Annotated in this window: 12 protein-coding genes; 5 read left to right on the top strand and 7 right to left on the bottom strand. The window is 62.6% G+C overall.

What is annotated here, in order from left to right; all coding sequences use genetic code 11:
* Positions 1-94: 94 nt before the first annotated feature.
* Positions 95-1,561, bottom strand: coding sequence for an aminopeptidase P family protein (locus AOC05_RS16100; RefSeq protein ID WP_231687130.1), 1,467 nt, complete (start codon positions 1,559-1,561; stop codon positions 95-97).
* A 4-nt stretch (positions 1,562-1,565) separates the two neighbouring features.
* Entirely contained in the window at positions 1,566-3,764 is a 2,199-nt protein-coding gene (locus AOC05_RS16095) for an MMPL family transporter (RefSeq protein WP_062008305.1), read from the bottom strand.
* An 89-nt stretch (positions 3,765-3,853) separates the two neighbouring features.
* Between AOC05_RS16095 and AOC05_RS16090 the strand changes: the two genes are divergently transcribed.
* A complete protein-coding gene (locus tag AOC05_RS16090; RefSeq protein ID WP_062008303.1) occupies positions 3,854-4,342 on the top strand; it encodes a MarR family winged helix-turn-helix transcriptional regulator in 489 nt (162 codons plus the stop codon).
* A gap of 17 nt (positions 4,343-4,359) precedes the next feature.
* Here AOC05_RS16090 and AOC05_RS16085 read toward each other — a convergent pair whose 3' ends face one another.
* Entirely contained in the window at positions 4,360-5,178 is an 819-nt protein-coding gene (locus AOC05_RS16085) for a substrate-binding domain-containing protein (RefSeq protein WP_062008301.1), read from the bottom strand.
* Positions 5,179-5,249: 71 nt separating this feature from the next.
* Between AOC05_RS16085 and AOC05_RS16080 the strand changes: the two genes are divergently transcribed.
* Positions 5,250-5,612: a DUF5997 family protein gene (locus tag AOC05_RS16080; RefSeq protein WP_186759640.1), complete on the top strand. Its 363-nt coding sequence runs from the start codon at positions 5,250-5,252 to the stop codon at positions 5,610-5,612.
* Positions 5,613-5,749: 137 nt separating this feature from the next.
* Here the strand turns inward: AOC05_RS16080 and AOC05_RS16075 are convergent, their stop codons facing one another.
* The 3 genes from AOC05_RS16075 to AOC05_RS16065 all read right to left on the bottom strand — a co-directional run bounded on the left by AOC05_RS16075 (position 5,750) and on the right by AOC05_RS16065 (position 9,660).
* Complete coding sequence (locus AOC05_RS16075; protein ID WP_062008297.1) at positions 5,750-7,282, bottom strand: APC family permease; 1,533 nt, start codon at positions 7,280-7,282, stop codon at positions 5,750-5,752.
* On the bottom strand, positions 7,279-8,211 hold the full coding sequence (locus AOC05_RS16070; protein ID WP_082358034.1) for a universal stress protein: 933 nt from the start codon (positions 8,209-8,211) through the stop codon (positions 7,279-7,281). The genes AOC05_RS16075 and AOC05_RS16070 overlap by 4 nt, the downstream gene beginning before the upstream one ends.
* Positions 8,212-8,292: 81 nt before the next feature.
* Positions 8,293-9,660 (bottom strand): flavin monoamine oxidase family protein, encoded by a 1,368-nt coding sequence (locus tag AOC05_RS16065; protein WP_062008295.1) that lies wholly within the window; start codon positions 9,658-9,660, stop codon positions 8,293-8,295.
* A gap of 151 nt (positions 9,661-9,811) precedes the next feature.
* Here AOC05_RS16065 and AOC05_RS16060 point away from each other — a divergent pair, with 151 nt between their 5' ends.
* The gene (locus AOC05_RS16060; protein ID WP_230085402.1) at positions 9,812-10,510 is read left to right on the top strand and encodes a TetR/AcrR family transcriptional regulator; all 699 of its coding nucleotides are present in this window, start codon (positions 9,812-9,814) and stop codon (positions 10,508-10,510) included.
* Positions 10,511-10,600: 90 nt separating this feature from the next.
* On the opposite strand, the gene AOC05_RS16055 is transcribed toward AOC05_RS16060, so the two are convergent.
* Entirely contained in the window at positions 10,601-12,136 is a 1,536-nt protein-coding gene (locus tag AOC05_RS16055) for a M20/M25/M40 family metallo-hydrolase (protein WP_062008293.1), read from the bottom strand.
* 264 nt (positions 12,137-12,400) lie between these two features.
* On the opposite strand from AOC05_RS16055, the gene AOC05_RS16050 reads away from it, so the two are divergent.
* The gene (locus AOC05_RS16050) at positions 12,401-12,811 is read left to right on the top strand and encodes a hypothetical protein (RefSeq protein ID WP_062008291.1); all 411 of its coding nucleotides are present in this window, start codon (positions 12,401-12,403) and stop codon (positions 12,809-12,811) included.
* A 196-nt stretch (positions 12,812-13,007) separates the two neighbouring features.
* Positions 13,008-14,333: an FAD-binding oxidoreductase gene (locus AOC05_RS16045; RefSeq protein ID WP_197277843.1), complete on the top strand. Its 1,326-nt coding sequence runs from the start codon at positions 13,008-13,010 to the stop codon at positions 14,331-14,333.
* Positions 14,334-14,354: the final 21 nt, after the last annotated feature.

The raw sequence follows: 14,354 nt of genomic DNA, 5'->3' as shown, positions 1-14,354 counted from the left end.
ATGTCACGGTGGGCCTGTCAACAGTATTTCCCCCGCCGGTGCCAATCGAGACCCTAGCGAAACATTTACTTCCTTCGCCGTGAATACCGAGCCCCTACCTCGCGATGGCCATCTTCATCCAGGCCTCAATGCCGGACGCGTCCAAGGGCAGCGCGTCGGAGATGACGTCCGATCCGGTGGCCGTCACCACGATGTCGTCCTCGAGACGCACGCCGATGCCGCGCAATTCCGGAGGCACCGTGAGATCGTTATCGTGAAAGTACAGGCCCGGCTCCACGGTGAGGACCATGCCGGGCACCATGGGGGCGCCCTGGTAGCTTTCGTAGCTGGACTGGCCGCAGTCGTGGCAGTCCAGACCCAGGTGGTGGCCCACCCCGCACACGAGGTAGCGGCGGTGGTGCTGGCCATTCGGGGACAGCGCCTCGTCGACGGAGACAGGAAGCAGGCCCCAGTCATTCAAGCCGTTGGCGATGACCTCCATGCAGGCCTCATGAAAATCGGCAAAAAACTTGCCCGGGCCCACCTGGGCCAGGCCCGCCCTGTGGGACTTCTCCACCAGGTCGTGCACCTGGCGCTGGATGGGGCTGAAGGTGCCCGACCCGGGGAAGGTACGGGTCACATCGGCGGTGTAAAAACTTCTCGTCTCCACGCCCATGTCCAGTAACAGGACCTTGTCCTCGAGGACCGGGCCGTCGCAGCGCACCCAGTGGAGGGTGGGGGCATGCTTGCCGCTGCCCACAATGGTGGCGTAGCCAACGCCGTTTCCGTAGGTCCTGGCATGCCGGTCAAAGGTGCCCTGCAGCCAGCGTTCACCACCCTTCCTGATGGCGGTGGGAACCTCGCGGACCACGGCTGCAAAGCCGTCGATCGTGTGGTCCACGGCCTCGCGGAGCTGGGCGATCTCCCAATCGTCCTTCACCATGCGCAGCGTGGACAGCTCGCGGCCCAGGGCGATGCCGGCGTCGATCCCGTGGCGCGAAACCAGCCCCGCGGGCAACTTGCCGGCACCCAGCGTGGCGGAGCCTGCCCGCATCGCGGCGATCACACCGCCGTCGAGCTCGCCCAGGGGCTTGACCACGAGGGAGAGCGCGGCTGCCCAGTCGGGGAAATCGGGCGCGGCACCCACCCACATTTCACCGTGGGCGGCGTTGGTGAAGAATTCGGGGTTGTCAGCGTAGAACGGTGCCGGGATGTACAAAGTGGCGTCATGGCCGGAAGCAGACGGCGTCATGACCAGGACGGCCCCGTCGATGGCGGCACCGCTCAGCCAGTAAAAGTCCGAATCCGGGCGGAAGTCATAGTAGGTGTCATGGCTGCGCACCGGCGCGGTGCCTGCGCCAACAATTAGGGTCTGGCCGCGGAAGACCTCTGAGATCCGTGCGCGGTGCGCCCCCGCTGCAGCAGCCGCACCGGCAACCACGGGCGGGGTCCGGTCGGGGGAATCCCACCCCTTGCTCATGTACTCGGTAAACGCCGGAACGTTTGCCAGACGGGGAACCCGGGGGTTCTCCGCCGTCGGCATAGGCATGGAACTGGTGGTGACAGCGTCATAGGAGCTCATGCCACTATGATTCCACTTCCTTCCGCTCACGGCCCAGTTGGGAGGGCCACCACAGGTGCCGGCCGATATCGTAGGAGAGCGCCGGGACCAGCAGCGAACGCACCGCCACGGTGTCCAGCAGCACGCCGAAGGCAACGATGAAGGCCAGTTGAGCCAAAAATAGCAGCGGAATAACCCCCAGTGCCGCAAAGGTAGCCGCCAGCACCACACCTGCCGAGGTAATCACGCTGCCGGTTTTGCCAAGACCACGCAGCACGCCGGCCCGGGTCCCCATAATCTTGGCTTCCTCGCGCACACGGGTCATAAGGAAAATGTTGTAATCCACGCCGAGAGCCACGAGGAAAACAAAGCCAAATAGGGGCACCGTGGCATCCGCTCCGGGGAAGCCGAATACATGGTTGAAAACAATCGCCGAAATACCCATGGCGGCGCCATAGGAGAGCACCACCGAGCCGATTAGGACCAGCGGTGCCACGATCGAGCGCAGCAAGAGCATCAGGACCAGCAAGATCACCACCAGCACCAGCGGGACAATCTTCACCAGGTCGCGCTGAGCGGTGACATTGGTATCAAGGGCAATGGCACTGACGCCGCCCACAAGCACACCGGAATCGACGGCGGGCAGTTGCGCGCGCAAATCCTGCACTACCTGCTCGGCCGCGTCGGAATCGGCCTGGTCAGCCAGCGTTGCGTTGATCAGCACGCGCCCGTCCCTGACCACCGGCGCCGCAGCGGCATCCGGCCGGCCGCCACCTGTGTAGACATTGACGGCGGCAATGCCCTTGACCTTTCCGACGGCGTCCGCCACCTGGGCCTGCTTGCCTTGGTCCGCGATGATCACCACAGGGCTTCCGCTGCCGGCATCAAAATGCGCGGCCAGCGCCTTCTGTCCGTCCACGGCGTTGCTCGGCCCAAGGATGACCTGTGTTTGAGAGACGCCGTTGGCCTGCAATTGGAAGATTCCTGTTCCGGCTGCGAGTAACAGGACCAGCGTCAGGACCCAGGTCGCCCGGGGCCTGCGGGCAATCAACAGGCCAACCCGGCGCCAGAGACCACCAATTCCTGCCAGTCCACGGGCGACGTCGCCCTCGGAGGTGGCAGCTAAACCGTCGACGGTGACCGGGCTGGTGTGCTTGTGCTTGTGCTGGTGCCCAACTTTGGGTAGAAATGGCCAGAAAGCTCCACGGCCGAACGCGAGAAGCAATGCGGGCAAGAACGTCAATGCGGCCAGCAGGGAGAAGAAAATGCCGATGGCGGCGATGGGACCCAGGCTGCGGTTGGAATTCAGGTCGGAGAACAGCAGGCATAGCAGGGCCAAGATGACTGTCCCGCCCGATGCGACGATGGGCTCCCAGGCGCCCTTGAACGCCCGGCCCAGAGCGGTCCACTTCGATTGCACCTCATGAAGGGACTCACGGAACCGGGCCACCAACAGCAGCGAGTAGTCGGTGGCTGCGCCAATCACCAGGATGGACAGGATGCCCTGACTTTGGCCATTGAGCTTGATGACGTCCCCTTTGGCCAGGTAGTAGACCACCACTATTGCCCCGCACAAGGCCACCACGGAGGTCAGCAATACCAAGATCGGCAGCACCACGGACCGGTACACCACCAGCAAAATCACAAACACTGCCAGCAGCGCCACCAGCAAGAGGATGCCATCTATTCCAGAAAAGGCGCTAACCAGGTCAGCGGTCAGCCCGGCAGGGCCCGTCACATACGAGCTCATGCCGGCGGGCAGATTGGCGGCAATCACCGCCCGCAACTCACCCACAACGGTCTTGACGTTGCCCACGTCGGCGACGGGGACCAGGAACTCGACCGCCAGTTTGTCGCTGGAGGGGATGGGCCCGGCGATGGTGGTTGTCTGGGGCGCCACTGGCTTTTGCACGCCACCGACGGCACCAAGTTTCTCAAAGAGTCCCGCAACTTCAGCTAGCTGCTCCTGCGTCAGGGCCTGCGGGGATGTCAGCACCACTACTGCTGGAATGCTGGTGCTGTCCACAAACTTGGACTGCCAGTCCTGAACAGCTGTCGACTGCGCACTTGCGGGCAAAAAGGCGGCCTGGTCATTGGTCGAGACGTCGGAGATCTTGCCAAACGTAGGTCCTCCCAAGCCGGCAACTGCCAGCCAGATGATGATCAACACAGCAGGAAGGAAAATTCTGAGCCAACGTTTGGGCTTCCAATTCATAAGATCCATGCCATCATATTACTTCGATGATGGAGAGATTCGATAGTGGAGTTTTCTTTCTGGCTCTTTGTGTCCCAACATGGCGGAAGATAGAGAGTATGAAAGCAAGCAATCCCTACGGTCAGCTCTTGGTGTCCATGCGGGAATTTTCTTTGGAATCGGATAGGTATGTGGAACGTGCGGCGTATTTGCACGGTCTGCACAGGACCGATCTGAATGCCTTGGGATTTCTCATTCGCCCCGATCTGGCCGACAACGCCATGACCCCGGGCAAACTCGGGGATGCCTTGAACCTGAGTTCACCGGCCACCACGGCACTGGTTGACCGCCTTGAGAAAACGGGGCACGTCAACAGAAAGCGCAGCGAAACGGACCGCCGCAAGATCCAGCTCGCCATGACCGATCACGCCCGCACTGTGGGGCGCCAACTCTTTTCCCCGCTGGCCATCGCGATGAGCGAGCCACTGAAGCATTATTTGCCCGAGGAACTAGCCGTGGTGCAGCGTTTCCTGGCGGAGATGACAGCGGCAACTGTTGCGGCGCGGGAGTCACTCACTGAGCCGCAAGAGGACGCGCCCGGCCCCTGACAGCGTGGGCGGAAGTCTCAGCGGCCGCGTTTTTGCGAACGGCCCTTGCCACCGGGGCGGCCACCGCCACGAAGGTTTGCTCCGCCACCCTTGCTGGCGCCGCCCTTGCCCTTGGCGGCACCACCGCGCGCCGGAGCCCCTCCTTTGGCCGGGGCCTTGGCGCCCTTCTTTGGTGCGGCGTCCTGTTTAGCCTGTACCGACGGCTGGCGAGAACTGTTCTTGCCACGTCCGCGGACCACGCCAATGAATTCCTCGATGACGGCGTCAAAGTCGTCCGGCAGCGGCGTCTCGGAGAACAGCCAGGCGAGGCCAATCCCGGATTCCGGCACACCCGTGACCACGCGGGCGCGCAGTGCCTTGCGGTTGAAGTGGCGGGCCACGGACATGGGCAGGATCACGATGCCCAGCCCGGCTTCCACCAGGTCCAGCGCTTCCTCCACAGACGCCATGGGCGGCAGCGGCTTAAGCGTCCCGTCCTTGACCTGCGTGGAAATATCACGCCATGCGGGGAAGTCGTCGGGGTTGGCCAGCAGGTATTCGTCGGCAAGTTCGGCGACGTCAATTTCCTCAAAGGCGGCGATGGGGTGGTCCTTGGGGGCCACCACCACGGAAAGTTCCGTGTACAGCGGAATCACGTTCAACCCGGCCTTGTCCACGGGCAGGCGCACAAAGGCCAAATCCGATTCCCCGGCGCGCACGGCGTCGAGCTGGTGGGCTTCGGAAACGGGGTTCACCACCAAAGGAACCTGCCGCATCCGGTCCTCCCAGCGGTGGATCCACTTTCCGGGAGTCACGCCCGGGATAAAGGTCACTGTAAGTTCACGGGGTTCAGACACCTATTTACCCTAACGCACCCCGCCATCACCGGTATCCTTGAGGGATGAGCCTTAGACCGTCCCCCCAAGCCATGAAGTCTGCCACCGCGGCCAAGAAGCTGGGCATTTACCTGCCCGCAGCCCCCGCAGAGTTCCAGGAAAACGCGCTTAGCCGGGAGGAATTCAAGGTTTTGCAGGAGACTCCCCCGGAGTGGCTGGCCGATCTGCGCCGCAATGGCCCGCACCCCCGCGCCGTCATTGCCCAGAAACTGAATATCTCCATTGGCGGTTTGAACCGTTCCGACGTCACCGAGGCGCTGACGACGGCGCAGATCACCGAGCTGTTGCAGGCTCCCCCCGCGTGGCTGGTTGAGGAACGCACCGTTCACGCCAAGGCCCGCGCCGAGGCCAAGCTGGCCAAGGAACGGGAAGCCGCGCGCCGCCCCAAGAGCTAAGCACTGGCTGATTCCACAAGACAGCCCTTGCAAAAATGACACCGATCCCGCTTTCTGATCCCGGAATTCCGGGATCAGAAAGCGGGATCGGTGTCATTTCCTCTTGGACCGGGTCCGGATCGGCCATGTTTGCTGGGTCAGGGATTGTAGGGCTGGCTGGCGCGGCTGAGCACCTTGCCCTTGAAGAACTCCGGGTGACGCCAGTACATGACGAACATCAACACGGCCCCGAGCAGGATCACCCCGGCACCCAGGATGAAGACCAGGCCAAGCCCAGCAATGTTCGATCCCGAGCCATAGTCCGGGTCCATGGAGTCATAGGCGGTCTTGAAGAACATGACCAGCAAAATCACGCCACCCACCAGCGGGGCCAGGAACTTGAACAGGAAGTCCCGCACCCCGTGGAATGCCTGCGCCCGGAAGTACCAAACACACGCCAACGCCGTGATGCCGTAGTAGAAGCAGATCATCATGCCTAGGGCCGTGATGGTGTCCCACAGGGCGTTCTCGGACAGGACCCGGGTGATCACGTAGAACGCTGCAGCGGCAATGGCTGCGGCGATTGTGGCGTAGCTCGGGGACTTGTGGGTGGGGCTGATCTTGCTGAAGCTCTTCGGCAAGGCCTGGTAGTGGCCCATGGACAGCAGCGTCCGGGCCGGGGAGACAAACGTTGACTGCAACGATGCCGCCGACGAGCTCAGGATGGCCAGCGACATCAGGATCGCGAACGGTCCCATGACGGGACCGGCCAGCACGGCGAAGATGCTGCCCTGGTTCTCCGGGTTCCCGGCCCCCAAACCGGTGGTGCCAATACCGGCAAAGGACAGCGTGGCCAGCGAGACCACCATGTAGATGATCACAATCACCACAACAGTGACGGTGGCTGCGCGCCCGGGCGTCTTTTTCGGGTTCTTCGTTTCCTCGTTCATCGTCAAGGTCACATCCCAGCCCCAGAAGATGAAGATCGACAAGGACACGCCCGCGGCGAACTGGGAGAAGGATTCGACGGCGAACGGGTTAAACCAGTCGGCCTGGATGGTGGTGGCGTCAAAGGCCGTCCCATTGGACACATGGGCGAAGGCGGCGATTGCAAACCAGCCCAGCACCAGCAGCTGGAATGCCACCAGGATGTACTGGAATGACTTGGTGGTTTCCATGCCGCGATAGGAAATCCAGCAGGCCCCGGCAATGAACACCAAGGTCGTGGCGATGTTCAGCGGCAGCACCGTGGTCAGGTCCGCCAGCTCGGGGTTGGAGAAGATCTGCGCCAGCATCAGGTAAAAGAAGTCGACGGCGACCGCTGCCAAGTTGGAGAGCACAATGATAGTCGCGGCGATCAGGCCCCAGCCACCCATCCAGCCCATCCACGGACCAAAGGCGCGTGTGGCCCAGGTGAAGGAGGTGCCGGCGTCGGGCATGGCGTTGTTCAGCTCGCGGTACCCCAGGGCCACCAGCAGCATCGGGATGAATCCGACCAGGAAGATGGCTGGCAGGTGCACGCCGACTTCGGAGACGGTGGGCCCCAGCGCCGCCGTAAGCGTGTAGGCGGGGGCGATGCAGGAGATACCGATGACGACGGCGCCAATTAGCCCCACCGATCCGGCTTTCAGACCCTTTTCGCTCAGGCCATGATCACCGGCGGCGTTTCTCACTGTCTCGGACGTAGTCATTTGTTCACCTCAGTTGGTGCCGCGGTCTCAACAAGGGGGACCTGGGTCGTGTGGAAAAGTTCCTGGGACTGGAGGACGTAATTGCGCGGCACCACGATCATGGGGACCGGCAAGGCACGCAATATCCTGTTTGCTGTGGCGCCGAGGAAAATGGAGTTGTTTTGCGCCAGTCGGCTGGACCCGATGAGCAGGATTTCCCCGTCGTCCCAGTCGAGGTGGTCAACGGCCTCTTCAATGCTGCGTCCGCGCCCCACCACGACGTCGATCTCGAGCTTGTCCAGGGCACTCACGTCCACGCCCTGGCTGACCTCGGCAACTTCGCGCAGATGGGTGGTGGCCTGCGCAACTGTGACCTCGGCGTCGTCGGCGCCCTCGGCCACCAGGGAAACCACGCGCAACGGCAGCGACCGGCGCCTGGCCATGGCAATACCGGTGCGCAGCACATCCTCGGCGCCCGCCCGCGTTCCCACAGCACACGTCAAACGAGTGATGGGTTCGGTGCGGCTGTATCCCGACGGTGCTAGGACCACCGGCAGCGTGGAAGCGTGCAACAAGGCGCTGGCCACCGAACCGATGGAGAATCGCTTGAACAAGCCGGTGCTGCTGGCCCCGATGATAAGGAGCGCCGCCCCCAGCTCAACGGCCGCCTCAATGAGCGCCTCAGCCTCGGAATCGCCCCGGTGAATGTGCGCCGTCGCACTAACATCGTCCGGGATCAGGGCCAGGCCCTCATCGAGCCACTGTGAGACCTGCCGTTCCAGAATGCTCTCAAAACCAGCCACCGGCGGGTAAATGCCGTTGTAGGGCGAATCCTGGGGCATCACCATAACCAGGTCCAATGAAGCACCCTGTCTGCGCGCCAAAGCCACTGCCAAATTGACGGCATCGCCGCCACGGGCGTTGGCCGTATATCCCACTACATAACGCATAAGGGTCCTCCTAGGACGTCGTTGTCACTAAATGTTGAACGGTGGCCGAGTCCGGGGGCTCGGCAGGCTCGGCCACCAGGGTTACTTCAGTTCTGCGAGCAACTTTGCCGCGGTGAACTGGCCCATGCGCACTGCCCCGTCAACGTGCTGGTAGCCCTCGGCTGCGAGGTCAGAACACGACCAGTGGATGGGGCCCACGGGGGTGAGCTGATCCGGGCCGTAGCGGTGCAGGCCACCCAGGTCGTAGCTGGATGCGTACGCACCGCGGGTCCATTCCTCCGAGCCCCAGTCGGATTCGTAGTAGACCACCGGCTCGGCCGCTTCGGCCCCCAGGAATTGCGCCAAGGACGCGGTGATTTCCTTTTTGCGCTGTTCGGCGGTGAGGGTGAAGGCGTAGTCGGCCTTTTCGTCGGAGACAAAGCCCACCAACGTGCCGCGGGGATCCTCGTGGTTGGTGTTGTCGTAGACCTCCTGGACCAGTGAGGATGCGCTGAAGCCGGTGCCGGACAAGCCATCCTTGCGCCAGAACGGGGTCTCGTAGACGGCGTGGACCTTAATGACCAGGCCCAGGGACTGGTGCTGGTGCATCTGGTGCTGGCGGCGCGGCAGTGGCGGGTCGAAGGAGACCCGGCTGTAAAGGTTTGGCGGGACGGCCATGACCACGCGCTTGGCGGTGACGGTGGCGTTGTCACTGACCACCGTGACACGGTAGTCCCCGTCGACCTCGCTCCAACGGACGGTGCGGGCGGGGGAATTGAGGATGACATCGGCGCCCAACTTTTCGGCCAGTTTCAGCGACACGCCCTGCATGCCGCCAATCACGCGCTTGTCGAGGATGAAGTTGTCATCCACCAGGTTGCTGAAGGATCCTGCCGAGGAAGCCATGAACACTGCCTGCAAGGCGGAGAAGGCGTGGGCCGGCTTGGTGAGCATGCCGCCGGCGATGAACAGGCCGATGTTGTTGCAGGCCTCCTCGTCGGTGGACTGGGTGCGCAGCCAGTGGTGGAAGGAGATGATGTCCAGTTCGCGGGCCGCCGGGTGCTCCCATGGCTTTTCCGGGTCCATCTGGGCTGCGAGCGCGTCGAGGGTGTCGATCAGCTTGTTCATGGCCGCTTCGGTTTCCGCCGAGACCGGGAACATTTCGCCGGTGTAGCGGGTGCGGGTGCCGTCGGGGGCCACATAGATGCTCTCGCCGTCGCGGTAGCGCGAATACGTGTCCAGGCCCAGTTCATCAAGCAGACCAATGAGTGCCGTCTGGTCCGGGGAGACCCACTGGCCACCGATTTCCAGCCATGCGCCGTCGATGGTGTCAGACCAGGTGCGCCCGCCTACCCTGTCGCGGGCCTCGATGACGGCGACGCTGAGGCCGGATTTCTTGAGCTCGTGGGCTGCTGTCATCCCTGATGGTCCGGCGCCGATAATGACGACGTCGCGCTCGATGTTGTGCATATTTCCCTCTCTTGTGAACCTCACGGTGATCTGGTTCACTAAATGAATGACGTTCATTTAGAATAGACTGTAACGGACGCCACTCGTTTGGTAAAGACAGGAGCCGGAATATTTTCGCCGGCCAGCGTGCAACGTACCAAGGAAGGGTGCCGTGAGTCAGGGTTTAGTGCCATTGAAGGCAGTGCCGGTGAAAGCCGCAAAGGCTAAGGCAGGACGACGCCGGGCTGGCCGGCCACCGCTGGCCTTGCTTGGCCCTGCCCAAATCACCCGGGCGGCACTGAAGCTAGTGAGCCGTGACGGCTACAAGGCGTTAACCATGTCAAAGCTGGCCAAATCGTTGAATGTTGCCCCGTCCGCCTTGTACAACCATGTACGCTCCAAGCAGGAATTGCTCCGGCTGGTAGAGGACTCGCTCATGGCCCGCGTGGATGTTTCGGCGTTCCTAGACCAGCCATGGGATCAGGCAGTGAGTAAATGGGCGCACTCCTACCGGGACGTCTTTTCCTCGCACCTGCCATTGATACCCGTTATTGCCCTGCTGCCTGTGACGAATGCGCCCCAGACCCTCCTCATGTATGAGGCCGTGACGGAAGGGTTCCTGCGGGCGGGTTGGCGCAGTGCACGCATTATCGACGCCATAGTGGCGTTGGAGTCCTTCATTTTCGGCTCGGCCTACGACGTCAACGCCCCAAGCGACATCTTTGCCCCCGGTGAACTCGGAGCAACGGCACCCGCGTTCAGCTCCGCCGTCGCCCATCGAAGCAACGCCGGGCAGCTTAACGATGCAGATGCGGCATTTTCACTCGGGCTTGCGGCCTTGATCGCCGGACTGGCTACAACACTTGTTTAAGGGCAAAAGCTTGCGCGTGGGGATCCTGCCCGGACATCCAGCATGGATCCGGTCCGCCAAGGCAGTGACAGACCGGATCCATGGCATTGGTCAGCGGATGAGTCCGCTACCCCAGTAAACGAAGTCGTCCACGGAGATTTCGGGGCGCGAAGCCCTCCTGCTGCCGTCCTCGAAGAACCCGGACTTACTGGTGGCCAGGGTCATCACGGCGTGTGCCGCAGCGTCACCGAGCTCGTTCAACGCTGCCGTGCTCAGATTGCTTGCGTTGTCGCACTCCTGGTGATAGCACGCATCGTAGGGAGCACCAGCAGTTCCCCCATGGTTGAGTGCCTCCTCGGCGGTTTTGAGACCTTCGGCTCCACTGAAAAGCCCACCAGCCGGGATGCCCGCGGCGATAAAGGGCCCGTAGTCCGAGCGTCCGTCGAACGCCGTCGGAGCACTCGCCAGTCCCTGCGCTGCGAAGTAGTCATTGAAGACCGATTCAATCTGGGCTGATCCTGGAGGGCCTGCCAGACCGTTGGGATCGGCGGAGCCATCACCGTCATAGACGAATCGCACGTAGTTGGGCGATCCGAGCATGTCGAAATTCAGGTTGGCATAGATAGTGGAGAGCTGCCCGTCACTGAGGCTGTTCACATAGTGAGTGGAGCCCAGCAAACCAGTCTCTTCGGCGCCCCAGAAGGCGAAACGCACTTGCTGGCGCGGCTTGATTTTCAGGTTCTGCATCTGGATGGCGGTCTCGAGAATCACGCTCGTGCCGCTGCCGTTGTCGTTGATCCCTGGCCCTTCGAGCACGGAATCCAAGTGAGCACCGACCACCATTGCCTTCTCGGGGTTACCTTTCGGCGAATCTGCGATGATGTTTGTGGTGGTGCGCGTTTCATTGATGATGTCGGTGCCGACGGCAACGCTCACCGGGCCGAGAAGTGTTGCGGCGTACAACGCCTCTCCGTCCGCGTAGCTGACGCCCACCACGGGTATGGACACCGGGCCGCCGAGCGTGACACCGCTAAGAAGCTCCGTCCGCCCCGGGTTGCCCTCGTTGAAGATCACTGCCGCGTCATACCCGGCCGCGATGGCGTTGGCGACCTTGTCGGCAAAGTTGCAGGTGCCGCGCTGAATGAGTGCCACCTGTGGGGCAGTGGCGGAAGCGGGGACAAAGTCCGCCACTGCGCACCCGGACGCCGAACTGGGTGTCTGGGTTGCGGGAATCACGACGTTGGTGGTGGGAACCACTGTGCCAGTCACGGATCCACTGCCTGAGTACTGCAAGGATGCACTCTCGTAGGGAGTTGGCGTCGGCGAGAGCTGACTTAGCGTCGCCGGGGTGACTTCTTGGTAGAACGGGAACTCGAACGTCTGCTCGGTGACCTTGTAGCCGGCCACTTTTAGCTGCTTCTTGACGTAGTCGGCGGACGCCGCATAGCCGGGAGTCCCCGAGGCTCGTGTTCCGCCATTGTTGTTGGCAATGCGCTGAAGTACGCGTTCGTGCGCAAGGATTCCGCTCACGGTTACCGACTTGCGCAATTTGTTGGTGTTGACGTCATCGACGGCCGACGCCGCCGTTACTGGAACCAACATGGCCGCTACGACCACCCCGGTTACCAGCAATGCTCTTGCTTGCATGATATCTCCTTTGGTCTACTCCCAGACGGGAGGTCTTCTACCCTCCCGAGGGTTCCCCATGCGGCACCTTCTCGGTAGTATCTTTTGCCAAGCATGACCTTTTGGCGTCAACTTGATCCGTTTGGCTCAATTTGTGCCCGTTGATTCTCTTGTACACTTCCTTGCAGAATTTCAGTTGACTGCGGAAGAGGACACTAGCCACCGGGAGGCCAGAACCCTAGGCTGAAGTCTTACGCTACGTGTTCGCAGAAGAAGGGATACATCATGGGTTTCAGTATTGGCAACGCGGCACTTCGGCTGGTTTCGGGGGCCTTCATTCTCAACTCGGGGATCGGCAAACTACATCTGGAGCAGGAGCACGCTGCCGGACTTCAAGCCGCAGCCGCCCGTGTCATCCCCCCGGCGGGGACGTTGGAGCCAGACAAATTCGGCAAGCTTTTGAGCGCGTCCGAGATCGGGATAGGGACCCTGATCCTGCTTCCCTTCGTTCCCACCCGACTGGCCGGACTGGTTCTGGGCATGTTTTCCGGAGGGCTCGTGGCAACGTATCTAAAGTCCCCCGGCATGACCAAGGAGGATGGAATCCTACCTACACCGGCGGGCACGGCCATGGCAAAGGATTTCTGGCTGGCAGGGATCGCCGTGGCACTTTTCTTCCGGCGTCGCCGGCAGTAACTGCCCCCTCCGGGCCGTACAAGAAATTCCTGCTGCGTTCTCTGGTCCGGTTCCATAGTTTGTGCCACGCTTACTATCAACTCGCTCTCAGCCTCATCCCCTGTCAGGCCTGGCACCACCTTTACGGAGAGTTTCATGGACACCCCCCAGCAGATCTGCGTCCTCGCCCGTTCCTTTGGAGACCTTACGCCGCCACGTGAGCGGCAGCGTTTTCGAGCCGGGCGAACCCGGCTTTGCTGAGCTGGCCACACCGTGGAACGTTGCCGTCCGCACCAGCCCGGCAGCCGTCGTCGCGGTTTCAACGGCCCAGGACGTTGCGGAAGCTGTGCTTTTCGCGGCCGCGAACGGGCTCCTCGTTGCCGTCCAAGCCACCGGTCATGGCATAGCCAGCGACCACGACGGCGCGCTGCTGATCCATACCCGGGCACTTGAAGAATGCACCATCAACCCGGAAGGCTGGGCCCGCACCGGCGCGGGCGTCACCTGGAAAACCGTGCTGGCCGCCACCGCAGCCCACGGATTGGCAGGACTGTGTGGTTTAGCGCCCAATGTCAGCGTGGCAGGCTACACCAGCGGCGGTGGGATAGGGCCGATGGTGCGGACCTTTGGTGCGGCGTCGGATAGGGTGCGTGCCTTTGACGCGGTCACCGGCGACGGCCGCCTCCGACGCGTCACGGCGGAGAGCGAACCAGAGCTCTTTTGGGGTCTGCGCGGCGGAAAGTCATCGCTGGGCATTATCACCGCCACCGAGTTCGATCTTCTCCAGCTGCCGTACATTTATGCTGGTGCGCTCTTCTTTGACACGGGCCACGTCGACGCCGTGACGAGGGCCTGGGCCCAGTGGTGTCCCACGCTGCCGGCGGAAGCCACCACGTCGCTGGCGCTCATGCAGCTTCCTCCCATGCCCGGTGTTCCCGAGCCGCTGGCCGGAAAGTTCACCGTAGCGCTCCGATTTGTGTTTACCGGCAGCGAGGACGACGGCGCCCGTTGGCTGGCGCCGATGCGCTCGGCCGGGGTGCCACTGATCGACGCCGTTGCGATGATGCCCTCGTCCATGATCGGCATGGTGCATTCGGACCCGGAGGATCCGCTCCCCGCCACGGAGAGGTCTGCCTTGTTGACGGACTTTTCCACCGACACCGTCGAGGCACTCCTGCAGGCGGCAGGGCCCGGAACCGGTTCGCCACAACTGGCTGTGGAAATCAGGCAGCTTGGCGGTGCCCTGTCCCAGGAGCCGGACGTGGCCAGCGCCCTGTGCCACCGCGACGCCGCGTTTGGTATGCACACGGTGGGCGTGGCCGCGCCGCCGGAGTTGCCCGCCGTCGCCGAGCACGCCACGGGGCTGCACACGGCCATGAACGCGTGGCAATTCGGCGGAACCTTACCGAATTTCTCCGCGGCTCAGGGGCCGGAAGGATTCACCTCCAGCTATACGCCACAGGTGCTGGACAGGTTGACCGAGCTGGCAGGCAAGTACGACCCCAACGCACTGTTCCGGCTTGGCCAGGTCCCTGCGCGGTAAGCTCGCAGGAGTTGCTGGCAC

This window comes from Arthrobacter alpinus, from assembly GCF_001294625.1.
In the GTDB taxonomy this organism is placed as follows: Bacteria; Actinomycetota; Actinomycetes; order Actinomycetales; family Micrococcaceae; genus Specibacter; species Specibacter alpinus_A.
The sequence above is the reverse complement of the archived record's forward strand: the minus strand, read 5'-3'. Positions and strand labels throughout refer to the sequence as shown.